Source organism: Pseudomonas sp. HMWF032 (assembly GCF_003060885.1).
GTDB lineage: Bacteria > Pseudomonadota > Gammaproteobacteria > Pseudomonadales > Pseudomonadaceae > Aquipseudomonas.
On the sequence record NZ_QAIG01000008.1, the window covers coordinates 263204 to 286983 of the forward strand.

Here is a 23780-nt window from a genome sequence, read left to right on the forward strand (position 1 = left end):
AACCTTCCAGAACGTGAACGCAGCCCGGAGGCTGCGTGGATTCCTTATCACCAGCAAGCCGGAGTGCTTAACGGCGCTGCTCGTACATACGCCGGATCAGCTCCGGCCACTCGGGTGCCACATAACCGGTCGCGTTGCGGAAACGCGAGCCGTCCAGCGAACGATCGATTGCCAGTGCATGATCCGGCCGGATGTCGATAGCCTTACCATACTGCGCTGCAACCAGACTAAGCAGTCGGAACTTATCGATCGGCTTAGCGGCGACATGATACAGGCCATTGAGCTGTGGGTGCGGGACAACGAAATCCTTCATCACCCTCGCCAGCTCGACCGTCGGCAGTCCAGAGAAAATCGCCTTGGTGAAACCTTTGACCCCTCCTTCCTGAGATAGAAACCAATCTACTAGAGCGAAGTTTGAGCCCAGCTCGTGGCCGATGATTGAGGTACGCAGAGTGATCGCATGTGGCAGATCATGCAGTTCACCAATGTACTTGGACTTGCCGTAGAGGTCTTCGGCGTCCGACAGATCGCTCTCCAGGTACAAGCCCTTGCGCCCAGAGAACACGCAGTCAGTACTGATATGAATGAGCCTCGCACCGGCCAACTCGCAGAGACGCGCCAGCCTGTGCGGTAGCATGGCATTGATCGGCAGGGCAGTGAGCGGATCTTTGGCATCTGCCAGCTGCTTAATAAGCCCGACGCAGTTGATCACCACATCCGGTTTCACTCTGGCAATGGCCGCCGCCAAGGCATCCTGATCAAGCACATCAACACCACAGAGCAGACGCTCGTGACTCTGCTGCGGGAAGTTCCGCTTTGCCGAAACGCTGCGCAGCGTACCCCAAACTTCATGCTCCGAATCAGCGCCAAATACACGAAAAACTGCATTACCCAACATGCCGGTAACGCCCAGAACCAGAACTTTCATCATATACCCCAAACTTCGACCAATCAGCGCCGACCAAAATACCGTTTTAGCGATCCCAAACTACTATTAACCAAATGCAGCGCGAATTGACGTTCATCTGATCGCATGATGTAAACGCTAAAAAATAATGCTGGAACCACCATAATCGCTGTCCATGATAAAAGCCTATGTTCATCCCAACATAACCATGAAGCCAAAAAAACTATCGAAAAACCTACCAGCCACTGCCCTATAAGAAATGCATCGAAACGCGCACCATGCACTAGCCACAAACGAAGACTCAATGAAACCAGATAAGCTATATAACCAACCAAGTAAGCTATGCCGACCCACTCTATTCCTAAAGGCAGCAGAACCCAAGCGAGCGATACAAAAAACGTGCTCCAAAGAGCCTCCCCCAGAACGAAGCCTCTCATATCGGCTCGCGCAATTAACGTGGTAGATATTATCCAGCCAAGCACACGAACAAAATCACCTAGCAAAACCCATCTCAGCACATCCAAAGCAGGCATGAATTCCTTACTGAAAAGCAAGTTCATGACAAGCGGCTTGAATACAACCAAGACTACAACCAGCGGTAAAGATAACATCAAAGCGAAGTGGAAGGCCCTTGATAAGGCCGAATGCAACGCAGCGCCTCCCTCAATCTTGCTAAGTTCGGGCAGTAAATAACTCTGCAAAGACGCTAGAAAAAGAGCCAAATACATGGCACTGATACTCCATGCGGCATCAAATTGCCCCGCACCTTCCAACCCATACAGGTGAACAGCTCGAGCACGAACAACCAGCACGCAACCCAGCGTAAACATCAAAGACAGCAACGATGGTAGAGCCACACTCAGGAAGCGTCTCACTGCATCTCTATCTACAAGACTTGGAGCCAGCGCTCTCAGACTTACCAGATAACCTAGGCGTCGCACATGAACAAATGCGACCACCACGGCAGGCACAATTCCTCCGCTAACAGCAAAAACCAAAACATCCGGGTAGCCACGAGAAAAAGCAAGCCCGGCAGGCAACGCTGCTAAAGCAGCACCAAGACCGGTAAGCATGGTAATTAATGCAACAGATCCATATTGCATGTCTGCGGTTAATACTCCGCGGAGAAAAAACAGCAGCGTTCCGAACGTAATAGGTATTACCAACCAGCGCACTGCCGATGCATGATTCCCGGCGAGAGCTAAAGCAGCAATAAGATCGGCACCTGCTAGAACGACACCGCACACAAGCAGGTTCATTACCATGAACAAGTACAAGGTAGAAGTAAATAAACGTTCTCGAACTGCGCCCAACTGGCTACTAAGCCCCTGCACAACAGCGTTCTGACCACCTATCGAAGCCATCGATGAGAGCATTTGCTGCAACTGTCGCAAAACTGAGTATAGACCAACCCCTGCCGGCCCAGTGATAACGGCCAAAAGCTTGATGGCAATTGCACCAAAGAACAACCCGAAGAACTGACCAAAGGCTGTCTTGAATGTAGATACAGCCATTCCTGGCTTCACTTAGGGAAACCTTTACGCAGCAGTGCAGCCCCATCATCCTCACCAAGCAATAGTGACAACAAAAAATAAATGAACAACCCACCACTAAGGAGCGTCGCAGTGAGAGAACTAACCGACGCAATAATAAAGCAAACAATACTAGACACGATAAGCACCTGACTGCCCGATGTAAAAATACATGCAGCGCAAAAGGTAAAAATGAGACAATAAATAATCACACCCACCCAACCAAAGGCTAACTTAGCGTCGACAAAAAACACGGTATTTGAAGCACCTTGCCCGCCCGGCGAGGCCCCATACTCATAAACGTAAACCATCTTTTCAAGCTGCATCTTCGGCTCACCAAAGAGCAGATGCACAAAACTAATCGAACGCCCGAGCGTTAACCGGTCTTCTAGCACAATACGCTGAAACTCCAACCAATCATAAGCCGTTATATAAGGCACCCAACCCACCCTATTCAGTAAAAGTGTAAATTTAGCTGACAGCTTATTCGGATCAAACTGGTATTGCTCATCACTAAAATGCTTACGCAAATAATAGGGAAGCAGTGCGCGCGAGGGGTCTCCCATGGCCTCTTGAATTGGCATCCCTGGCGGAACAATCAAAACCTGCGAGGAATCATCAGTTTCCGCCACTAACAACACACTATCAACTGACGACCTTGAATTACCACCCCCAGCTAAAAATGCCAGTACCAAAACACACCCCAACATTATGGTGGCAGTCATAAATACCGCCTTCCAACGACACTCCATTACATAGTAAAACGCCAGCGGGAGTAGTACAAAGATAGGAGCAGCCTTCTCCATAGCGAGCATCGAAAGAACTAACAGCAGGACCAACAGCCAATATCTGAAGCGTGCTTTCAACATAAAAGCAGCAACCAAGATCAATGGCATTATCGAGCGCCCCAACATGAAGGCAGAATAACGAAGCAAACTCTCATACCCTACAAGCCCTGCGAGAAACTGGCTTCTGGAATGCGCAATATCCATCAACCCCCCACCCTTCAATGCAATGAAAAGCGGTACCGTATCAGCAATCCACGCAGCATAAGCAAGCGTGGCAATATAAAAAACCAGCGCAAGAAGAGAAAGCAGAGTCAAGCCATGACGAGACACTCCACAAATTGATCTCACTCTACTAGACAACGAAACATATACCTTCGAAAAAAAACCAAAACTCAAAAAGTAAACAACACAAAAAAAAATTAAAATACAAATAAAATCGACCGCACTGCGATCGCGCAACAAAAACAAACCAAGAAAACTTGCCGGAAAATAAACAGCCAACATCAAATAAACAGGAACACCCTTCACAACCCAACTATTAGCACTCACTGAGATACACCTTAACCATTACAACCATCATGAATATTTCTAAAATAAATCATTATCACTACAACATCTCAACCAATCTCTTGACTTGCGAACGCATCTCAAAATTTCTGTCAAAATAATCTCGTCCGGCTCGCCCCATCTGCTCCCGCTGTAGCGGGCTCATGGACTGACACTCGCGAATATTTTTTACCAATGCATGAACCTGCTCTGCTGGCGACGTAAGGCCAGCACCTGCCTCAATGACAACGCGTGCACCCTCTCCATTGAGGCTAGCGAGAATAGGCTTGCCTGCGGCCAGATATGCTTGAATTTTGCTAGGAACCGTCTGCGAAAAAATATCCCGGTCGCTTAGCGTCACGAGTAAAGCTGAGGAGCGCTCAAATATGTACGGCATTGCCTGTACAGGAAACCGCCCCGGGAGGACAAGATTATCCAGCCCCAATGAACGCTTTTGCGATTCCAGCCATGCTAGCCGGCTTCCGCTCCCGACTAGCACCACACGAAGGTCGGGCTCACCACGCAACTCAATAGCGGCCTGCACTATAGTATCCAGTCCCTGCGCCGTACCTAGATTACCTGCGAAAACTACACAAAAGTGATTGTTCAGTAACTCAATAAGCTCATGAGGCACAGCGGTTGATTCTTCAGCAATGCGCTCGCCCCTTATCGAATTGGGGAAGTAGTAAATCTTTTCTTTCGGAGCATAGCGTGCAACAGGCATGAAAAAAGCCTGTGATTGAACTAACAGCTTATCGCAACATCGATAGATTCCTTTTACTAACCAACCAACCATGCGCAATACATGTGGGTTCTTGACAAAGCCTGTAGCAGTAAGACTGTCGGGCCACAGATCTTGCACCCATAATGCCAATTTTGCGCGCTTTATCCACTTTAGAGGGATGGCCGGAATAGCCTGCAGGATAGGGGAAGGTGCAAACACCAGAATGGTGTCAAACTCTCGCTTGCGCAGTAGCCACGGCAAGCAAAAGAAACCTGCGATGACAAAAGACAGATAATTGAGAATTAGATTTCTGGCTCCGCCTCCGCCTCTCGGCCAGAGCGGAACCCTTACCACATCAATGCGATCAAGATAGCGCTCCCGCTGTGTCCCAAAGGCACGGTACCCGTCAAAAACCTTTCCATCTGGATAATTAGGTTTGCCGGTAGCCACCACCACTTCGTGCCCCTGCTCGTCCAGCGTACGAACGATGTCATTGATGATGAAACTTTCTGGCCAAAAATACTGTGAAAGTACGAGAATTCTCATGGGCAACCAGATGAATTAATCAAGAAACTGGGAAACATGCAGGGCAATCGCAAGACTGGCAGTCAGTCCTGGTGATTCACTCCCGAAAAGGTTGACCAAACCGGGCAAACCATGAACTTTTAGCCCTTGAGTATTGAAGCCTACTGCAGGTTGACCTGAGGCATTAAGTTTTGGGCGTATACCACTGTATCCAGTGGTCAGCTTATTCTTATCAATCGAGGGGAAATACCCGCCAATCGCTTGGGCAAATGAATCGCGAAGAGAGTCATCTACTTGATAATCCAGTACATCGGTCCAAGCGACGATCAAACAATCGATATTCGTCATTGTGCACCGCTCCCTAGCGCGCAGGACACATGGGCCAAATACACCCCATACATCAGGGTAGCGTTGGTGCTGATGGCAAAGTTTTCATGGGCCCACACCTGCGCCTGACGGCCCAACCTCTGGCGCAGTGCATGATCCTCGGCCAGGCGCTGCAACGCATCGGCTAGCAGCACCGGATCGGGACGCAGGACAGCAAGCCCGGTTACTTCATGAATGATCGCATCAGGCACCGGATCCTGAACGGCCACAACGCTTGGAATTGAATAGAACGCAGCCTCGAATACTGGGCGACCGGCAGCGTCCAAGTGCGAAGGGAAACAAAGTACATCTAGCTGAGGGTACAGCGTTCGCACATCCCCGACGAATCCCAGCATGCTGACATGCGATTGCAGGTCATGTTCAGCAATCAGCGCCTCGAGATCTGCTCGCACATCTCGCGCAAAACCCAGCTTGCCTAGCACCCACGCCTTTAGTCCCGACAGCTGTCGCGCATTCTCACCGGCAATTAGGCAGTGAACCGCCACACCACGCTGCCTAAGAATGCGCATGGCCTCGACCAACTCATAGACACCCTTGAGTGCAATCAGCACCCCGAGAAACCCCACCTTAACCACAGCCTGATCACAGCTGTCCCGGCGCAACGGGGGAATATCGATACCAAGACCGTTATGCACGATGTGAACGTGAAGCTGGGCATCCAACGTTTTTCTCACCGTATGATCGATCGCCACGACAGCATCGGCATAAGTGCCCAGCCAACGATTGAGAAAGCGGGTACGCAACCCGCTTCCTGGGCTTCGCTGCAAGGAGCGTACATGCACCACCATAGGGATGCGCAACAACCATTTGGCCAGCATGCCCAGTGGCAGCAAAGTGATTTCATTCACATGCAGAAGATCGAACCGCTCACGGCGCAGGCGCAAGATCGCCGCCACGCAAAACGGCAACAGCAGTAACTCGCGCAAAAGGATGATCCAACGCAGCCGGCGATAGTAACCATAGCGGGTGTTGTCAAACTGGCTAAGACCGCGCACCGGCCTGACGTCCATGCCAGCGTCGCTGAAGGCCTTACACACAGGGCCGCGTGGAGTCACCACCGTACCGCTAACACCCTGTCGCCGCAGGCAAGCAAAGAGCTCTATAAGGCTTTTGGAGGCGCCGCCAAAGGCGGCGGCCGGGTGCAGGTAAAGAATGCGCACAGCGCTCACTGTCCCCTGCGCAGGGTCAGGATCGCCTCGATGACGGCATAGGAAGCCTGGCCGGTGCCATAAGGCTGCCGATCTTCGACACCTTTGCTGTAGGCGACGTCGAATGCATTGAAGAAATCCTCTCTCATGGGGGCTGCCAGCCGATTCCAGCCCATATCGAGCAATTCCATCCACTCGGTTTCATCGCGCAAGGTGAGGCATGGAACCCGATGAAAGTAGGCTTCCTTCTGCACCCCACCGGAGTCCGTGACGATCAGGGCTGCGTGCTTCTCGAGCATCACCATGTCGATATAGCCCAACGGCTCGACGATACGCACATTGGCCGGCAGGTTGATGGCCATGTCGGCGATACGCCGGCGCGTTCTGGGGTGCAGCGGCAGCACCACCGCCACCGGTGCCCTGCCCAGGCCCTCGAAGATCCGTTGCAGTCGCACGGGATCATCGGTGTTCTCCTGACGGTGAATGGTTGCTAACCAGTAGGTCGAAGGTACCAGCTGCAGCTGCTGGAGAATCGAGCTGGAGTGCTCGGCCGTCGCACCGAAGTGCAGCGCGGCGTCATACATGACATCACCTACATTCATCACGTGGGCCCCACAGATGCCTTCGGCGGCCAGGTTACGAATGCCCTGTTCGTTGGGTGTCAGCAGCAGGCTGCTGACATGGTCAGTCAAGCGCCGGTTGATCTCTTCGGGCATGCGCATGTTGAATGAACGAAGCCCCGCTTCCACATGCACCACGGGTACGTGAAGCTTGGCTGCCGCAAGCGCCCCGGCCAGCGTCGAATCGGTGTCTCCGTAGACCAGCACCGCATCAGGCCGCTGCTCCAGCAGCACCGCCTCGATCGCCTCGATCATGCGCCCGGTGTTCTGACCGTGAGTTCCGCCACCGACGCCCAGATGATATGCAGGCCGGGGTATTTCCAACTCTTTGAAAAACACGTCAGACATGTTGGCGTCGAAGTGCTGACCGGTGTGAATCATGACCTCGGTGCAATCCTGACGCCCGGACAATGCCCTCGAGACCGCGGCAGCCTTGATGAACTGTGGGCGCGCACCCACAACAGTGATAATCTTCATTGTTTTGTCTCGAATCTGTAAGTCAAAGCAGCCGCTCAAGCGTCGACAACAGCAACGCACCATCGTGGGCATAGCTGAGTTCATGGGCAGCAACGTGCGCGGCCTGCTTGAAGGCCATTATGTCTTCAGCGCTAAGCGCGTTCAGTACTTGCGCCAGAGCTTGCGGCTCGAACGACTGCGCCACCACCCCCAGCCTGTGCTTACGCAACAGGTTGGCCATTTCCGGCGAAGGGCCGATGGCGATGCCCAGACCCGCCTGGACGAACTCGAAGAACTTGTTCGGTAGTGCGTGCTCATGGTTGAAGTTGACGGGCGGCAAAAGGTAGACACCCACGTCGAACTCGTTCAGGCGTTCACAGATATCCTGCATAGCCACCGGCTCAATGAAGCGAATTCGGGAATCCGACTGGGCCGCCGCCCGCAATTCCGCCATATAGACGGCATCTGTTTCCACCAGCATGAAATCCAGGGTAAAACGCGCATCCAAGTGCTTAATCATCTCGATCATTACGCCCAGATGGCGAGAGCGTATGGCCGAACCATGGTGAATCAGACGTATGCAATCGGCATCGACCGCAGAGGGCGACAGCTTCTGATCAAGCGGCGCATTGTGAATAACCTTGCACGGCACCCCATACTCACGCTCGTACTCGTCCGCGATGCCCTGACACACGGTAGTCATCGCCGCAGCCCTAGACAGGTAGCGCTGGCATAAGTAGTCGTGATAGCGGCCAAACAAGACTTTCCACAGCAGCTTGTCGTCAAACTCCCTTGGCGAATACTCGTGTGCGTCCATTAGCACCGGGTGCCCCTGCGCAAGATCCAGGGCCAGCGGCAGTGCCGAGATGTCGTTGGCGACGATCAGGTCAAAGCAGCGCTCACCCAACAAACGCCGGGCGTGCCGTACCTGCGGCAAACTCCAGTAGTAACTTTCAAAAGCGCCCAAAAGCAGCTTGCTAGCCCAGAGCCCCTTTAGCAACAACCCGGCCGACGGTTTGTCGAGTGCAATGAATTCAATATTCGCATCGGGGGCGCGACCGTATCCGGCCACAGTTACCCGATGAGCATGCTCCAGCAAACGCACCTGGCGCATGACGCGTGGATCGCTGTGAATGACCGAAAACGAAATTATCAAAATGGACTTCAAAATTTATACGCTCAACGTCAAGCAATGAAATGGCTGTACCAGCGGCAAAAATTAATCCAGCGCCACACCTGCCACGAGAACGGCTTCTTGCCGGCCATGATCAGCTCGAACTCCAGTAGGGCCTCAGCCTGATCGAAGAACGGTAGACGTAGGTCATGGCGCAACCAATCGCGTACGACGTCGAGCATCGAGCCGAGCCAGACCTGCTCAGGTGTGGCAAAACCGATCTTGTCGCGCCTATCGAGTACGTCATCGGGAACAATACCGCGCATGGCCGCACGGAAGACTGACTTCGTCTCTCCCTGAGGAGAAATCAAATAGGACTCTGGAAGAGAAAGCAGCAGATTAACCATACCCAGAGTTAGAAACGGTACCCGGCTTTCCACGGAAAACCGCATCGAGTTGCGGTCACCGTGGCGCAGCAGCGCAGGCAGACCGCGCCGAGTGAGCGAAAGCCCCAACTCCGCCATCACTCTGCGTCCCGTAGCCGTCACCTCGGCACGCTGATGCGGAAATTGCTGTAAAACGCCCGCCTCAACTAGCGGATCACGCCTAATCCAGGCGGGGAGTGAGCCCATACCATTCAAAGAGCGTAGTGCCTGATACAACGATCCTTGAGTCATCTCCGCTACACAGCGTTTGGCACCCGCCATCCGGCTACGACCAGGCCATTTGGCCCACTGCTCCAGAAAACTCCAGGCTTCTGACAACTGGCCCTTCTCCACCAAGCTATGCAGGCGCTGACCTGGATAGCCGTTGTAGCCAGCTAGCATCTCATCTGCGCCCTGGCCATCCAGAGTCACAGTCACGCCTTGCTCTTTGGCTAACTGGAAGACACGGTACTGCGCGTAGATGCTGGTACTGCCGAAAGGCTCGCCTTGTGCAAGGATCATCGCGTCAAGATCACGCGCAAGCTCCTCGGCACTGACCACCACTTTATGCGGCACCGCTCCAACGTGTTCATTGACCCGATCGACCCAGGCTTCCTCACTGACCTCACTGCCACGCGCGATGTAGCTGAAGGTATTGATCGGCAAGTCAGGCTCGACATGACGCATAGCGCAGACGACCGCAGAGGAGTCAATGCCACCGGAAAGAGCCGCACCGATGGCTACGTCACTACGCAAATGCAAACGAATGCTGGAGAGAAACTCCTCGCGGACTTTCTCGGCAGCATCGGCAAAGCTAAGGTCATGGCGCTCGTCGATTGTCGGGCGCCACCAACACGCCGGCTCACCAAGGCTACCTGCACTAAGGTCCACACGCATGATGTGACCTGGCGGCAAATGCGAAACACCATCGAAAAAGGTCTCTGCACAACTGTCGTAATCGCCATGTACAAGATAGTCGTACGAGCGTTGCCAGTTCAGCTGTACCTTTTCTTGCTTTAACGCCTTGATCGCCGGGAGCTCCGACGCAAAAACAAAGCGCCCCTGTTCCTGCGCATAGAAGAACGGCTTGATACCGAACGGGTCGCGCACGCAAGTGAGCGTACCGGCATTACGGTCAAGAACCACGAAGGCGAACATACCCACCAGCCTATCTAGGCACGCAGCACCCCAGGTACGCCAGGCCGCAAGTAGCACCTCGGTATCGGAGTCCGATTTGAAAGTCAGGCCCGCAGCTTGCAACTCGGTGCGAAGCTCTCGGTAGTTATAGATCTCACCGTTGAAAACGATCGACAGTGACTGGTCTTCCGTGGTCATGGGCTGATGGCCGCCAGACGACAGATCAATGATCGAGAGGCGCGTATGACCCAGCGCAACATTCGCCCCAGCACAGGTATAAAGCTCTCGCCCGTGATCGTTAGGACCGCGATAACGCAGTGTATGCAGCGCCTCATCCACTTTACTTACGGGCACCGAGGCGCCGTTAAACCAGGCACCACCTAAAATTCCACACATGCAAACTTATCTCGTAAAAGCGTCAGCCAGACGCTTGAAATCGGAATACACCGTCTCGGCGCAATAGCGTTGCGCAGCCACTGCGGAAGCTCGCTTCATCGACATGATTGTTGCTTCGTCCAACGCATTGATTGCGCGGGCCAGCGATGCCGAAGAGAAGTCTTCGGACACGACCCCGACGCTAGTCGAGCGCACCAACCGAGCCATTTCATGATTGGGTGAAACAACGACCGCCAGCCGTGCCTGCATAAACTCGAAAAGTTTATTCGGTAGTGCATATTTGTAGCTGATCGCCTCAGGCTCCAGCAGGAATACGCCAATGTCATAGTCACGATTGAGGACTTCAGAAATCAACGGCATCGGCACAGGCTCTCGAAAGCGAATGCGCTGACCCTCATAGGTTTCTTTCAACCAACTGCAATAAGCGCTGTCTGACTCGACCAGCATAAAATCGAACTCGAAACGCTCATCGAGCAGCAATGCAGCCTCCGCCATAAGCTCCAACTTGCGGCTAGGGCAGCCAGCGCCATGGTGAATCAGACGGATCTTTTCCCCAACCTCCTTAGGAACTGCCTCTAGATAGGAAGGACAATTCATCAAAACGCCAGGCAAAGCCACAAGGAATTCTTGGCGATAGAGCTCAGCGATCGAGTCACACACCGTCAACACATGGTTGACCCGAGGCAGGAACCGACGGCACAGATACCGCGGATAGCCTTTCCAGAACAAGTTCCATTTCCATCCGGGAAGCTGCTCGCCCGGCGCAAATTCGTGCATATCCGCAATCACAGGCACATGTTGCCCGGCCAACGAGGACGCAACCGGCAATGACGATGCGTCATTGGCAATAATCAGATCGAACTGCTGCCCCTTCAAGCGCTGCAAGGCTGCACGCTTATCGGTGTCCATCCAGAAAACTGCGGCATAGAGCCTGAGCAGCAGACACAGGGCCTTGGCCAGTTTTTTTGGCAGGCTCGAGCGACCGGGCTCCGGTATCTCAATATGTTGGTCGCCATAGCCTGGCTCACCGCCGTATCCGGCAGTGATCACTCGGAACCTGCCCTCGAGCGCCTGAGCGTGTCGGCGCACGCGCGGGTCGCGCTGCAAATTGGAGAAACTCAGTATTAGAACGGCTTTCATGGTTGCTCGAATCTGCTCACTTCGCTCGTGTATTGATAGACGCCATATAGTCGTCGGCGATCGAAGCGGCGATCTGCATCGGATCATGCCACCGCTCAACATAGGCACGGCTCCTCTGCGCCAAGTCGACCAACTCCTCCCGCGACATGCACAACACGTCACGTAGTCGATCCTTGATAGTGAAAGGGTTGGTGTTAATGAAGGGAAGGTCCGCGCGCATCTGCTCCGGAATGAAGTGAAGATCTTCTTCGCGAAGGTACACCAGCACAGGTTTACCCAGCGCCATCAACTCCACCGCCAAACCTCCATACCAACCCGCGAATAGCTGGTCGATCAAGACATCTGCCTGCTCATAATGTGTTCGTGCCTCAGCCTGCGAAATCCCCTCGACCAATATCAGCTCAAACGCGAAACCCTCTCCCTCAAGAGCCTCAAGCGACTCAAGAATAAGATCAGTGCCCTTAACACGGCGATGAGTTGGCGCATGAACAAACCGCAGCGGCCGCTGACTGCGTAACCCGTCATAGCTAGCCTTCCAGTCACTGAAATCGACGTGAGAATAGGGAACGAACCTCGCGTCCGCTGGCAGCACGTTTAGCAAATCTGGGTTCAACGCATAGACGCGCTCACAATGCTTGGCTAGGTAGGCGATATTCTTTTTCTTGAAGGCGTCCGAAGCATCCGAGTAGTAAGACTCGTCCACTTGCGTGGCGATGCTCACTGCGTAATGCTGGCGACAATAATCGCCTTGCCTAGCGTCGTCTCCCTGATATGTGAGAAACAACTTCTTGCGAAACAATCTGAACAATGACACTTCAAAACATTGAAGCCCACGCAGGTAAACTGAATATACAAAGCGCTTGAGCGAGGACAAGCCCTTGCTGCGCACCGGCCACTCGATGATATTGGCAGTGGCGATGGTAGTACCGGCATTGTAGTGAATGACGTCATAACTCCGCAGGCACGAAACGATGAACCAGAAGCGCCGCCACTCACACCTTAAAAAGCCCACGGGCGAAGGAACCAGCACTTTATCCACCGCGTAGGCCAGGTAATTCTGCGAGATGATGCAGCAAGTGCTGTCCCAGCCCAGACGTTTCAGTTCGCGACTCAAAGCTGGCGGATTACCCCCAACAGCAGTTGGTGCATGCAGAACACGTAGTTTCTTCATCAGACCAGCTCTTCCAAGCCATCGGGCAAACCGACCTTCGGAATCCACCCCAAGGCACGCAGTGCCGAAATGTCGGCCACCAAACGCGTGTGAACACCCGGCACATAATCGAAAACAGGCTTTACACCAACCTTGGCAGAAATCTGCAGCGCCAACTGCCTGAGTGAAACCACTTCAGAACCAGCTATGTTGAATGTGCTACTGCCTGGTTGCTGCATAATGCACTCCAGCGCACTTACAGCATCCGACACATGGACAGGGTTTATAACCAATCCCTCATCGCCTTGGAGCTGTATGAGGCTACCAGCACGCACATTATCCACTAACCTAGGAAGAAGCATGGATCTACGCTGAGCCCGACCATACATAAAGAAAAGCCGTAGAATCGAAACATCCATTATCCCGGCATAGCTTCTAACAAGTAACTCTCCTGACAGCTTACTGGCCAGATAGTAACCCAGCTGTCCGTGAGGAACGATGGGCGAATTTTCATCGATCAACGCAGCACCACTTTCATAGATCCCCCCTGAAGAGGCGAAGATGAATTTCTGGCAACCAGCGGTGCGCGCATACTCGAGAATTTTAGCAGTGGATGCTATGTTGACACTGAAGACATCCAATGCTTGGTCTGGAAATTCTCTAAACTTTGAGGACTGCGCCAAATGCAAGATTACATCGACGCGTTCGGGAAGTTTGGAAATACTCCACTCCTCCGCAAAGTCTAAATAGTGATAACTGACACCTTCTTGACAATTTCCCAATCGATGGCACAGCGCATGTACCTCATGGATTGCTGAAAAATATTTCACAGCCTCGGAACCTAGCAGTCCATTAGCGCCGGTAATTAATACTTTCATTGATATTTCCATATCCTTCGCGACCAAGGTAAAGCAAATGCGCCGAGCACCATACATACTAAGGCCAACATAATTTTTATCGAAATAATTGACCAATTAAACTCAGGACTATGAAGCAACAGCGAAGCCATCAAAACCACCCCACCCAAGGCACTAAGAACGGACAGCGGCCAGAAGGACAATGGCAATGGATGTATTTTCTGTGTAGTCAAGCCATACATGATAGTCAGTGATAAGTACGAAAGCCCCATAGATATCGCAGCCCCAACCGCGCCGAACGACGGTATAAGCAACAGATTGAGCAATACGTTTATCACAACAGCAATCCATGCGAACCTTGATATGTAATGAGTCTTTCTTTCAATAGAAATTCCAATTACCGTGATTTGTGTAGTGGACTGGATTACCACAGAGAAACAAAGAAATATCAAGGGTATAGCGGCGCCAGCATAACCAGAAGGCATCAAGAAGCCGATCAACTCTCCGGAAAACAAAGCAACGCCGCCCGCAGCAATAAGCATAACGTAGAGAAAGTATAGAAATACGTTGCAGTAAATAGCCCTATAGTTCTCAGGGTGATCGCTTTTGATTTTTATGATAAATGGGCTCCACGCTTGAGCAAAGGCAATGGAAACAAATAGCGGCAATGTAGAAAAACGGAAAGCTACCGAATAGATTCCTGCCTCCTCTAAAGTCGCCAAACCCGCCAACATCCAACGATCAATTGCACCGAACAGCCAATAGGCAATCCCCGCAAAGATGAATGGATAGCCGAACCTGATAATCTCTCTAGCGCGCACGACATCAAAATTGAAAATCAAATCTTTTTTGATTAGTAACAGCCCTACAGGAAGAATAAGTACGTAGGCCATAAGCTGTGCAACAAGAAAACCGTCAAGCCCCTTGTGCAAATAAACTACTGCGTAGACGGCTACAGCAATGGTCAGACAGCGACTGAGGACAGCCAGCAGGAAGAACCTACCGGGAGCAAAATGCAACCGAAGAACGTCCTGGATGTACTGCATCAGTTGTCCAAATACGACCAGAGCAGCGGCGACGTACAGCCCCCCCAAACTAAATGGAAAGTCCTTGGCACTCACCAAAGCATTCCCCCAGCAAAAGAGAACAGCTGCAAGGCACAGAAACAGCATCAGACCGAAAAAACTCTGCACAACCATCCCCGTTGTAACCAGAGAGGGTCGCTGGCACAAGGAAACCGAAGAGTCCCAATAGAACCTCTGCACTGAGTTATTCAAACCACACCCCACAACCAGACCAGCAACTCCGATCAATGTCATGATCAGCTCAAGGCTGCCGTAATCACGAGGACTCAGAGCAGTAGCAAGCAAAGGAAACGAAAAAAACGCAACCGCCTTTGTAACTAAATCTGCCCCCCCATAAATGAGAGAGTCCCTAGCAAGGCCGCGACCAAAACTCATTACACAATCCTGTTTTTCACCAAAGGATGGGAAATACGCGGCCGCCGACTCACAAAATCGGAAACAAGAGGATGAAACAGGGACGCAATACTTCCTCTACGTCCGTAAACAAAATCGAGTATCGCAGAAAACAGATGATGGGAAGCCTCCAAGTCTTGGTACTTCTCGACATAGCTCCGTCCAGCACCACCCAGCGCATGGCGAAGACTGGGATTCGTCACCAAATGCCGGAGACGATCCTTAATATTCTCCGGAGACGCAGAAAGTATTGGGCATTCATCGAGATAAGACCAAACTCGAAATGGCTCCGTGTAGCTGTCATCTTCAAGATTGGTAATAACGGGTAATCCAGTGGCCATGCCTTCGAGTCCGTTCAAACCATGCCCCGTACAAACTAGCGCTTCGACGAGAATATCGACCTCATCAGCCAATAGCCTCTTAACCTCAGAGTTCTGCATTTTTTCTATCAACACCAATTCGACTTTCAAGCCCTCTGCCTTAAGTTGCTCTACAGACGAGCAAACAAACTCCGTCCCTTTAAAACCTCGATGATTAGGGGCATGTGCAATACGAACTATGTCGTTCACTCCATCAGCGTTGCTGCGGCGCTCAGTTTCACGCCACTCCCCTGCATCAATGAAGATAAAACTCGGCAGTAGCGCATCCCACCTCCCAAATCCATCAGGCCCCATAATTCCAGGGATGACACAGTCAGCCAAATCAGTCCAAAGAGCGACACGTTTGGCAATCAGGCGCTGCCTTCTTGAGCTGCCTGGATAGGACATCATCAATCCGTGGATCAACGCCGGTCGCTTAATATTTCTATATACATACGAATCCCCACCATACGGAATCAACACCGTCTTCTTTCGCGCTAACGAAAGAAGATATGGCTCGATCCACCAAATTTTGGTATTCCCCAAAAAATAACCATCGAACGACAAGAAAAACACGTCATACTTAAACAATGACTCACAGAATGCGAGGTATTGCTTGACAAAGTATGGAAGCCGTCCAAAACACTCGCTCAGCACCCTATCAAAATCGTCGCGCTTATTAATCACGGAATAGTAATCGTGCACGTAGGTTTCTGAACGAAACCCCTTCCGACGCATGGATAGAGACCAATACTTGTTGCTAATCAGGGGTGAACAACCCCATACCAGCGAAGGCTGAAGCTCCTCTTTCTGACGCAGCCTGACCACAATTGCACACATTGCCAGCAGCACAAGTAGAAGAGCGTTTACGAACGGCTTCATAAAGAAAACCAAAACACTTCGAATTGCTTTCATGGTCTCAATCACTCAGACTCAAACCAATTCGCTTAATGAGTTGCGGGGCAGGTATAACTACCCCATCAACCCGCACGGTCTTTATTACAAGCACACCATCACCTGCCTTTACAAAGATTGCATCCTTCCTTACAGACACCACCTTTCCAGTGGGGCCGATATAAGGTTCAATTGGTGCAATGTCACAGGTATCAATATGCACCTGCTGCCCTTTATAGACAAAGTAAGCACCAGGCATTGCTGGCGGAGCGATGGCTCGACAGAGATTATAGATTTCATTGACAGGGCGCGCCCAATCCAAGCGCCCGTCAACCGCAGAGCGCTTGCAAAAGTAAGACGCATTCCGCTCATCCTGCGGACTGGGCTCTTGGCCGGCCTCAATTGCCCTGAAGGCTTGGCCTAATGTACGGGATAACAGGTCAACGACCTTGGCGCGTGAAAGAGCATAGTTATCCGTCGAGGATATTTCTACACTTCCTTGGTAATAGATTGGTCCCGAGTCAACTCCCTCGTCAACTTTATGCAGGGAGTAACCGATCTCTTTCTCACCATTTATGATCGCCCATTGCACAGGATGATAACCGCGGTAACGCGGAAGCAAAGCAAAATGAATATTAAAATAATTAGCACTAAGCAAATGCTCAGAAGCAATGAGATCTGGGTAGGAAATCATTAGAACATTATCAACATTCTTATAATCAATCTCAGCGTGACTCGCAATCAGCCTCGCCCCCTCAATATTTAGTTCGCCGTGCAACGGTGCCGGACCTACACCAATTAGCGTGTGCCCTGCTGCGAGCAGACTTTTCGCAGCAATCTTGGCCTCCTCACCCGCCCCCAACAATACTAGTTTCATATTCTTTTTCTTGCTCCCAACAAGGCATGAGACAACATTCGATATACGCTGAGTTCCACTAGCGGATTGATGGGGATGAGTACTACATCCTCTCTCAAGGTGGAGCCAAATTCGACCCCTTGTATCGCATCAAGCGAGAGCGAGTGTTTCGACACATAAGCAAAGAAAGGACAAAATATTTGACTGGGCGGCATAAATCTATTTTCACCGAGCATGTCGCGAAGTAACTCATAGCGCTCCATCCGCTTCAAGTTTATGCTTCGCCAGTAAGGGATGACCTGATTGTGTTGACTACGGATAAACTCATCATCCTCCCAACCGTCTAAAATATCTTTGTTCTTAGTACGGAGCAAACCGCCGGTGCTCATTGGTGATACCTTCGGCAAGGAGAAAAGAGCATAATCTCCAAAAGAGCCTACGCTACGACCGCAAGGCAGGGTCAGACCTCGTACGTGAGCACAGTCCTCGATTAATACTATATTCTTCGCTGCCAATTCGGAGGCCAGGTGCTCTAGTTGCGGATGAACGTAACCGAATTCATGAACAAGTAATACAACCTTCGTCGTAGACTCTATACACCTACTGATACTGGCAAAATTGAATGCAGTGACAGATACACAAGTCGATATGTATTGATCATCCGAAGTCGTCAAAATTGTAATTACGTCACCGCGACACAGGCCCAAACGCCTGAGCAACCCAGCCAACAAAGAACGGCCAGAACACCCATAAATCTCGAAGTGCTCTTCAGCCCCAATATAAGGTGGAGACGGACAAGCAATAAACCCACCGTTGTGCGCGGCTTTAACATCACGCATCATGATAGGCAACTGCATCAGTGGGCACTCCAACGCAGACTTTCCCTAAACCCGCCCTCGGCACCAAAACTCTCTTTAAATTTAAACACGCCCTCACGCGCCTCCATATTAACCGTAGAGGTGCCAAAATCGTAGAATTTGAATTTCCCATGTGCGCGCTGAAGCGAATCCACCACAAGAAAAGTCAGACCTTGCAAATTTTGATAATCTGCATCTTGAGCAAAATAGAAAGAACTATTTAATTTATCGTTTATTACAAACTCGCAGAGCCCTGCCACAACAAGCCCGTTATATTCGGCCACATGGAAAGTAATAAAGTCAGGAAAACTCTTCATTAGATAATGAAGATCATCGTAACCATGAGTAGGCAAAGTACCGTGCTTAGCGAAGCCTCTTAAAAGAACAGGCCAAAAATCATCAAGCCCACAATTATTTTTTATAGAGAGGCCTGAGCGCTCAGCTTTTCTATACATATTACGAGCGCGGCCGCCAATAATATTAAACACATCAGAATCTCGTTGCATATCTACGTAGCTGGTAATATCGCGATTTACCACAGCGAAACCCTGCTTCATCAGGCAAAAAATGAAGATATCTTGGGAAACATCGGAACAAATATTTACTGGTTGAGTAATGGTTAACTCGATGACTTGCTGCTGGTTAAGCCAAGCGACAAGTGCATGGGCAACACCCTCACTCAATCCAAAATCAGGACGAACAAGGAACACCACCCCACCATAACTTCCACCATAGGGAGATTTTGCCACCAACGAAACAGGGTCCACCAACAAGGACATAAGCGCCACCGGCACCGTACCCTTTCGGAAAACTAGATGTCGCTCATTCCGATAGAAACGATCTTTGTGATAAGCAAGAAACCGAAGACGGTGAAAAATCGTGCCATTCAATGACCGCTCGATCAAATCGTCCCATTTTAGAATTTCTGCTTCAGTAGCAATTCCTGCATTAATCATGACTGCACCCAATCAACTCCAACAGCAGATCCTTAGTGCCTACCACCTCATGATTAACATTATTTAGCAAAGCTTCGGGATCCATTAAAAATCCTCGACAAGCATCGTATCGCTGCATACTTTCACTGTTTAAAAAGACATGTATCGGATGAAAATCGAAAACCTTTAAACCCTTCCGATACACCAACTCACTGATAGGTGTGTTTTCTGGGCTTAGACAATACACATCATCTTCCCAGAAGTAAGGGACCTTGACCATATCTACCCAATGACGCCAGGGCTTTAGCTCTAGACCAGCTTGCTCAGGGATGAAATGATTGCTTTCATGGGTCAGTCCTTTCCTACTAAACAAATCGATCAACACAGAACTTTGGGTCATGGAGTGTGAGCGAACGGATGTGGCCTCTGGCACCAACGCTAGGAGCCGATCTACAACTTCTTCGGCACAGCGCCCATTTCTAAGATCGCCGTTAAGTAAAAAATTGAAATTCGGGTGAATACCAAGTTCAAAATACTCGACTTCGCGTAAGCGTTCGAGCACCGGAGAGTCATGGGTGATGAACCAAGTGGCGGGAACTTTATGGGCTATGAAAATGTCTGCACAGCTATTAATGACTGCGTCACACGCCCAATCTACGTCAAGCGTCAAATAAAGTCTGGACAGCGTCTGCTCGTCGTCGACCTTGATCTGGTTAATTTTTGAAAAACAATGCAATTTATTCCCCTTAGACAATGCGCAAGTCGTCTTGGGGGCACACATCACCGTCATCGTTTTCTAGCTGCCAATCTAATACTTTCAAATCGCCGCTTCCGGTGACCACGTACAACGTACCTGCAGAATCCTTGTAGAAAAAACCAGATGATTGAAATCGGCTAATACCAGGGACTTCCTCGACAGACCAAATGCGTATCGTCTGCCCTAGAAAAATAGTAAATGCTCCAGGATATGGCTGACTTTGAGCTCGGATGAAGTCATAGAGCGCGCGAGCGCTCAAGCTCCAATCGATCAGGCCATCTTGAGGCGAGCGTTGCGGAAATAGCGTCCTTTTCGATTCATCCTGAGATACCAATGTAGCTTTACCAAGAGCAAGATCGCTAAGATTTTCATCTATCAGTTGCAAACCTAAAGCCTCAATGCGCTCATAGACAGTCGCAATCGTATCGTGATAATCAATGACAGTACTTTTTTGCGCAACAATATCGCCGTTATCCACTCCCTCAGCAAACTGAAATAACGTAATGCCGGTTTGCGTTTCTCCCCTGATAATGCTCCATACCAATGGCGCACCACCGCTATATGCGGGCAACAGAGATGCATGCATACCGTAGGCCGGGGCCAATACCATCCAGGCTTTCGGCACCATGTAATACCAGCCTACTACTAAGAATAGATCCGGTTCCCAACCCGTAACACACTGGAGTAAGGTAGGATCCTTCATGCCTTCGTCGATGACGAGCACAGGCAATCCTTGCTCAGTACAAAATGTGAAAATATCGGCATGGAGATAATTTTTAACGGCTGTCTTGCTATAGGAAATATTGAATAACTGTGGAGAAGTAACCACCCCTACAACTTGATAATCATCCCCTTGGATCAAGCGCTTCAAACACTTCAAACCAAAGCTACTTGATCCAATAAAGACAACTCTAGGCTTACACATTTTTTACGAACCGCCCACTGTAGCACGCCTCTTCAACATGGAAGTACTCGATCGCAAGCGCATGCCCCACGACTAGATCGCGCACCTCCTCTTCACTATATCGGCGAGCATTACTTGGGCTGTACCAGTCAAAATTAGTGGCATCCGAAGTTTCCACACCTAGGCTTTCGTTCCAATAGCACTTCAAGAAATTCCAGTATAGAAAGCGCTGAATATCATAGGTACCGCCCTTGATACCAAGAGCGGGCACATCTGGACAATTAAAGCTCACGTTCAGATCCGATAGCACCTTACCCAGAACCGTCAGCTGTTTAGACATTTCCCACAACTCACGGCTACTCATTTTCGAACATTGAGTACGGAAATAGTCATCTACCAACTCACGGGGCAGTGCTTTCTTAGCGTAAAAGTAGCAGGCAAACTGTCCAGATGGTTTCAGGCTTCGAACGAGTTCCGTAAATGTTGCGTCAGGGTCATTGGTATGCATGATGACCTGATCACAACTGGTGTAATCAATCGAGGACTCTTCAAAGAATGGGTGTGCAATATCACCTTTAAAAAAATATAGATTCTTAATATCTGCATAGTTCGAAGCAGCAATTCGAGCAGAATCCGAATAATCCATCCCAATCACAATCGACTCAGGCGCGAGCTGAGCAAACCACGCAGCTTTATATCCTAGACCACATCCCGCGTCGTAAATGACCGGTTTGGTCTGTAGAAATGCCGCCAGTGAAGCCTCTGATGAAAAGCCGTAAAGCGAGAGATACCAAGACTTCTGCATCTCAAACGCTTTCTCCTTATTTTCGGAAAGCGTGAACGAGGACCACTTTTCGGAAAATACATCGTTGGTCTGTTCTTGATTAGAACTACTACTATCGCAGTTAAAATCGAAGAAATTATCCCCGAAAACACAAGCTTTTTTCTTTACCAAGGAATTTAAGAAATCTCTGCTAATCACTATAAATACTCACTCATCCACTGATTTACGTTAAGCAAGGACCAAATCATTAACCGATGATTTTTTTCGGCATTTTGATGCTCTGACACGTAATTCTTAATACATTCATAATCTAAATATTTATATATACCCGCACCACGATCACACAGCGACCTATTAACAAAGTCGATACTTTCTCCTTTAAACCAACTTGCATCAGGCGCAGAAAACCCCTGCTTTTCAGCTCTAGCAATGTCAGCTGGAATATATGAAGACATAACATCACGCAATATTTGCTTGCCATCTCGGGTTTTAGCGAAATACTTCTCCGTCTTGCTACCCGGCTCGTTTTCGTTAAGCCTAATGACATTGGACAGGTTGTTCAGTTTCAGATGTACCGGGCAGCGCATGGCAAAATCAACAAGGTCATTGTCGAGGAACGGCACACGGCTTTCGAGGCCATGGGCCATGCTCAACTTGTCCTCGACCACCAGTAAGCCATGCAGGAAGGTCTTCGCTTCGAAGTACAAAGAGTGATTGATGTAATCCTCTGGCGTGTACAGGTTATCCGCATGATGCTTGAACACATCGCGGAATATGTCGCGCGTCCACACATGTTTCACATCCTCCCAGATGGGTGCGAAAACCTGCTTAATCTGACTGTTCGGGATCAAGCGCTGCCAGAACTGGTAATACTTGTCGATGTAGTGTTCGAAGTCATCGTTGACTACCGCACGGTAGTACCTCCACGGATAGCCGCCAAATAACTCATCGCCGCCGGCACCCGACATCACGACCTTGACGAACTTGGAAGCTAGTTGCGCAGCGTAGTAGTTAGGGTAGCTCTGTCCCACCCGTGGCTCTTCCAAGTGCCAGGCCAGCTTGGGCAACACCCGCTCCATGTCGCCCGCCTTCAAAACCATTTGGTAATGCTCGGTCTTGAAGTGGTAGGACATGTACTCGGCCTTACTACGCTCGTCGTAGCCCATCTCGATGCCGGAGGCAGAGTTCAAGTCAAAACCGCAGGTAAAGGTCTTCATATAGGGCAGCGACTGTGCCGCGATCGCAGTTATCGAGCCTGAATCCATGCCGCCACTGAGATAGCTGCCCAGCTCCACGTCTGTCACCAGTTGGCGGTTGACTGCCTGACGGAACAGCCGGTCCAGCTCTTCCCGGTACTCCTCGTCGCTAACCTTGTGTTCTGGCTCTCGAAAATCATAGTCCCAGTACTGTGTAAGCTGCAGGGCTGGCGACTTGAGTTTCATGTCCAGCACTGCGTAGTGCCCGGCTGGGAACATTTTGATGTCGTTCAGCAGCGTCTTATCGGTGAAGATGTTCTGGAAAGTAAAGTATTCCAGCAGCGCTTCCTTATCGAGGCTGCGACGAAACTCCGGCATCGCCAGAATGGCTTTCTGTTCGGAGCCGAAGGCCAGTGCGTTGCCTTGCTGGGAATAATAGAGCGGCTTAATACCATAACGGTCACGAGCCAAAAGCAGGGTCTGCTCTTGGCGGTCCCACAATGCAAGGCCGAACATGCCGTTGAAACGTTCCAGCCCCTTTGGGCCCCACGCGATCAATGCATTCAGTACGACTTCACTGTCGGTACGGGAGCGAAACTGATAGCCCAAGGCCTCGAGCTCGACGCGCAGCTCACGGTAGTTGTAGACCTCACCGTTGTAGACCATTACATAACGTTGGGACATGGATGCCATCGGCTGGTGACCAGCGGGCGACAGGTCAATGATTGCCAGGCGACGATGGCCAAAACCTACGTTACCTTCGATCCAGTGCCCTTCTCCATCAGGGCCTCGGTGGGCGATGGCATCCGTCATACGCTGCAGAACTACAGGCGATACCGGGTTGTTGTCGAGATAGATGAGGCCGGCAATACCACACATGCGCGTTGTTGCTCCTAAAAAACGGGGAA

The 23780-nt window shown here is 50.6% G+C and carries 21 protein-coding genes; all 21 read right to left on the minus strand.

The annotated features are described in order from the left end of the window. Nucleotides 1-67: 67 nt before the first annotated feature. Nucleotides 68-928: an SDR family oxidoreductase gene (locus DBR00_RS13660; protein WP_108487439.1), complete on the minus strand. Its 861-nt coding sequence runs from the start codon at nucleotides 926-928 to the stop codon at nucleotides 68-70. Between the two features lie 23 nt (nucleotides 929-951). After that, nucleotides 952-2421, minus strand: a complete 1470-nt coding sequence (locus DBR00_RS13665) for an oligosaccharide flippase family protein (RefSeq protein WP_108487400.1) — start codon at nucleotides 2419-2421, stop codon at nucleotides 952-954. A gap of 8 nt (nucleotides 2422-2429) precedes the next feature. After that, nucleotides 2430-3776 (minus strand): hypothetical protein, encoded by a 1347-nt coding sequence (locus tag DBR00_RS13670; RefSeq protein WP_146180692.1) that lies wholly within the window; start codon nucleotides 3774-3776, stop codon nucleotides 2430-2432. Between the two features lie 58 nt (nucleotides 3777-3834). Next, nucleotides 3835-5043 carry a glycosyltransferase family 4 protein gene (locus DBR00_RS13675; protein ID WP_108487398.1) on the minus strand — a complete coding sequence of 403 codons (1209 nt, stop codon included), beginning with the start codon at nucleotides 5041-5043 and terminating at the stop codon, nucleotides 3835-3837. 15 nt (nucleotides 5044-5058) lie between these two features. Continuing rightward, nucleotides 5059-5370 carry an FAD-dependent oxidoreductase gene (locus DBR00_RS13680; RefSeq protein WP_108487397.1) on the minus strand — a complete coding sequence of 104 codons (312 nt, stop codon included), beginning with the start codon at nucleotides 5368-5370 and terminating at the stop codon, nucleotides 5059-5061. After that, nucleotides 5367-6569: a glycosyltransferase family 4 protein gene (locus DBR00_RS13685; RefSeq protein ID WP_108487438.1), complete on the minus strand. Its 1203-nt coding sequence runs from the start codon at nucleotides 6567-6569 to the stop codon at nucleotides 5367-5369. The genes DBR00_RS13680 and DBR00_RS13685 overlap by 4 nt, the downstream gene beginning before the upstream one ends. Nucleotides 6570-6574: 5 nt before the next feature. Continuing rightward, nucleotides 6575-7654 (minus strand): non-hydrolyzing UDP-N-acetylglucosamine 2-epimerase, encoded by a 1080-nt coding sequence (gene wecB, locus DBR00_RS13690; RefSeq protein ID WP_108487396.1) that lies wholly within the window; start codon nucleotides 7652-7654, stop codon nucleotides 6575-6577. A 22-nt stretch (nucleotides 7655-7676) separates the two neighbouring features. Further along, nucleotides 7677-8747 carry a glycosyltransferase gene (locus DBR00_RS13695; protein WP_108487395.1) on the minus strand — a complete coding sequence of 357 codons (1071 nt, stop codon included), beginning with the start codon at nucleotides 8745-8747 and terminating at the stop codon, nucleotides 7677-7679. Nucleotides 8748-8818: 71 nt separating this feature from the next. After that, a complete protein-coding gene (gene asnB / locus DBR00_RS13700) occupies nucleotides 8819-10705 on the minus strand; it encodes an asparagine synthase (glutamine-hydrolyzing) (RefSeq protein WP_108487394.1) in 1887 nt (628 codons plus the stop codon). Between the two features lie 6 nt (nucleotides 10706-10711). Continuing rightward, nucleotides 10712-11845, minus strand: coding sequence for a glycosyltransferase (locus DBR00_RS13705; protein WP_158271569.1), 1134 nt, complete (start codon nucleotides 11843-11845; stop codon nucleotides 10712-10714). Between the two features lie 16 nt (nucleotides 11846-11861). Next, nucleotides 11862-13016: a hypothetical protein gene (locus tag DBR00_RS13710; protein WP_108487392.1), complete on the minus strand. Its 1155-nt coding sequence runs from the start codon at nucleotides 13014-13016 to the stop codon at nucleotides 11862-11864. Beyond that, nucleotides 13016-13873, minus strand: a complete 858-nt coding sequence (locus DBR00_RS13715; protein ID WP_158271570.1) for an NAD(P)-dependent oxidoreductase — start codon at nucleotides 13871-13873, stop codon at nucleotides 13016-13018. Before DBR00_RS13715 ends, DBR00_RS13710 begins: the two co-directional genes overlap by 1 nt. Next, nucleotides 13870-15312, minus strand: coding sequence for an oligosaccharide flippase family protein (locus DBR00_RS13720; RefSeq protein WP_108487390.1), 1443 nt, complete (start codon nucleotides 15310-15312; stop codon nucleotides 13870-13872). The genes DBR00_RS13715 and DBR00_RS13720 overlap by 4 nt, the downstream gene beginning before the upstream one ends. After that, a complete protein-coding gene (locus DBR00_RS13725; RefSeq protein ID WP_146180694.1) occupies nucleotides 15312-16604 on the minus strand; it encodes a glycosyltransferase family 4 protein in 1293 nt (430 codons plus the stop codon). Before DBR00_RS13725 ends, DBR00_RS13720 begins: the two co-directional genes overlap by 1 nt. A gap of 4 nt (nucleotides 16605-16608) precedes the next feature. After that, complete coding sequence (locus DBR00_RS13730) at nucleotides 16609-17460, minus strand: methionyl-tRNA formyltransferase (RefSeq protein WP_108487388.1); 852 nt, start codon at nucleotides 17458-17460, stop codon at nucleotides 16609-16611. Next, the gene (locus tag DBR00_RS13735; protein WP_108487387.1) at nucleotides 17457-18296 is read right to left on the minus strand and encodes a DegT/DnrJ/EryC1/StrS family aminotransferase; all 840 of its coding nucleotides are present in this window, start codon (nucleotides 18294-18296) and stop codon (nucleotides 17457-17459) included. Before DBR00_RS13735 ends, DBR00_RS13730 begins: the two co-directional genes overlap by 4 nt. Further along, nucleotides 18296-19252, minus strand: coding sequence for a hypothetical protein (locus DBR00_RS13740; protein ID WP_108487386.1), 957 nt, complete (start codon nucleotides 19250-19252; stop codon nucleotides 18296-18298). The genes DBR00_RS13735 and DBR00_RS13740 overlap by 1 nt, the downstream gene beginning before the upstream one ends. Then, the gene (locus DBR00_RS13745; RefSeq protein ID WP_108487385.1) at nucleotides 19245-20012 is read right to left on the minus strand and encodes a hypothetical protein; all 768 of its coding nucleotides are present in this window, start codon (nucleotides 20010-20012) and stop codon (nucleotides 19245-19247) included. Before DBR00_RS13745 ends, DBR00_RS13740 begins: the two co-directional genes overlap by 8 nt. Then, nucleotides 19978-20913: a methionyl-tRNA formyltransferase gene (locus DBR00_RS13750; protein ID WP_108487384.1), complete on the minus strand. Its 936-nt coding sequence runs from the start codon at nucleotides 20911-20913 to the stop codon at nucleotides 19978-19980. The genes DBR00_RS13745 and DBR00_RS13750 overlap by 35 nt, the downstream gene beginning before the upstream one ends. After that, a complete protein-coding gene (locus tag DBR00_RS13755) occupies nucleotides 20906-21874 on the minus strand; it encodes a class I SAM-dependent methyltransferase (protein ID WP_218276622.1) in 969 nt (322 codons plus the stop codon). The genes DBR00_RS13750 and DBR00_RS13755 overlap by 8 nt, the downstream gene beginning before the upstream one ends. Continuing rightward, nucleotides 21874-23751, minus strand: coding sequence for an asparagine synthase (glutamine-hydrolyzing) (gene asnB / locus DBR00_RS13760; protein WP_108487382.1), 1878 nt, complete (start codon nucleotides 23749-23751; stop codon nucleotides 21874-21876). The genes DBR00_RS13755 and asnB (DBR00_RS13760) overlap by 1 nt, the downstream gene beginning before the upstream one ends. Nucleotides 23752-23780 lie beyond the last annotated feature (29 nt).

What these genes read in the sequence shown, in the direction of transcription:
- DBR00_RS13660 (WP_108487439.1), bottom strand. Translation starts at nt 928, where the DNA reads ATGAAAGTTCTGGTTCTGGGCGTTACCGGCATGTTGGGTAATGCAGTT.
- DBR00_RS13665 (WP_108487400.1), bottom strand. Translation starts at nt 2,421, where the DNA reads ATGGCTGTATCTACATTCAAGACAGCCTTTGGTCAGTTCTTCGGGTTG.
- DBR00_RS13675 (WP_108487398.1), bottom strand. Translation starts at nt 5,043, where the DNA reads ATGAGAATTCTCGTACTTTCACAGTATTTTTGGCCAGAAAGTTTCATC.
- DBR00_RS13680 (WP_108487397.1), bottom strand. Translation starts at nt 5,370, where the DNA reads ATGACGAATATCGATTGTTTGATCGTCGCTTGGACCGATGTACTGGAT.
- wecB (WP_108487396.1), bottom strand. Translation starts at nt 7,654, where the DNA reads ATGAAGATTATCACTGTTGTGGGTGCGCGCCCACAGTTCATCAAGGCT.
- DBR00_RS13695 (WP_108487395.1), bottom strand. Translation starts at nt 8,747, where the DNA reads ATGCGCCAGGTGCGTTTGCTGGAGCATGCTCATCGGGTAACTGTGGCC.
- asnB (WP_108487394.1), bottom strand. Translation starts at nt 10,705, where the DNA reads ATGTGTGGAATTTTAGGTGGTGCCTGGTTTAACGGCGCCTCGGTGCCC.
- DBR00_RS13705 (WP_158271569.1), bottom strand. Translation starts at nt 11,845, where the DNA reads ATGAAAGCCGTTCTAATACTGAGTTTCTCCAATTTGCAGCGCGACCCG.
- DBR00_RS13710 (WP_108487392.1), bottom strand. Translation starts at nt 13,016, where the DNA reads ATGAAGAAACTACGTGTTCTGCATGCACCAACTGCTGTTGGGGGTAAT.
- DBR00_RS13715 (WP_158271570.1), bottom strand. Translation starts at nt 13,873, where the DNA reads ATGAAAGTATTAATTACCGGCGCTAATGGACTGCTAGGTTCCGAGGCT.
- DBR00_RS13720 (WP_108487390.1), bottom strand. Translation starts at nt 15,312, where the DNA reads ATGAGTTTTGGTCGCGGCCTTGCTAGGGACTCTCTCATTTATGGGGGG.
- DBR00_RS13725 (WP_146180694.1), bottom strand. Translation starts at nt 16,604, where the DNA reads ATGAAAGCAATTCGAAGTGTTTTGGTTTTCTTTATGAAGCCGTTCGTA.
- DBR00_RS13730 (WP_108487388.1), bottom strand. Translation starts at nt 17,460, where the DNA reads ATGAAACTAGTATTGTTGGGGGCGGGTGAGGAGGCCAAGATTGCTGCG.
- DBR00_RS13735 (WP_108487387.1), bottom strand. Translation starts at nt 18,296, where the DNA reads ATGCAGTTGCCTATCATGATGCGTGATGTTAAAGCCGCGCACAACGGT.
- DBR00_RS13740 (WP_108487386.1), bottom strand. Translation starts at nt 19,252, where the DNA reads ATGATTAATGCAGGAATTGCTACTGAAGCAGAAATTCTAAAATGGGAC.
- DBR00_RS13745 (WP_108487385.1), bottom strand. Translation starts at nt 20,012, where the DNA reads ATGTGTGCCCCCAAGACGACTTGCGCATTGTCTAAGGGGAATAAATTG.
- DBR00_RS13750 (WP_108487384.1), bottom strand. Translation starts at nt 20,913, where the DNA reads ATGTGTAAGCCTAGAGTTGTCTTTATTGGATCAAGTAGCTTTGGTTTG.
- asnB (WP_108487382.1), bottom strand. Translation starts at nt 23,751, where the DNA reads ATGTGTGGTATTGCCGGCCTCATCTATCTCGACAACAACCCGGTATCG.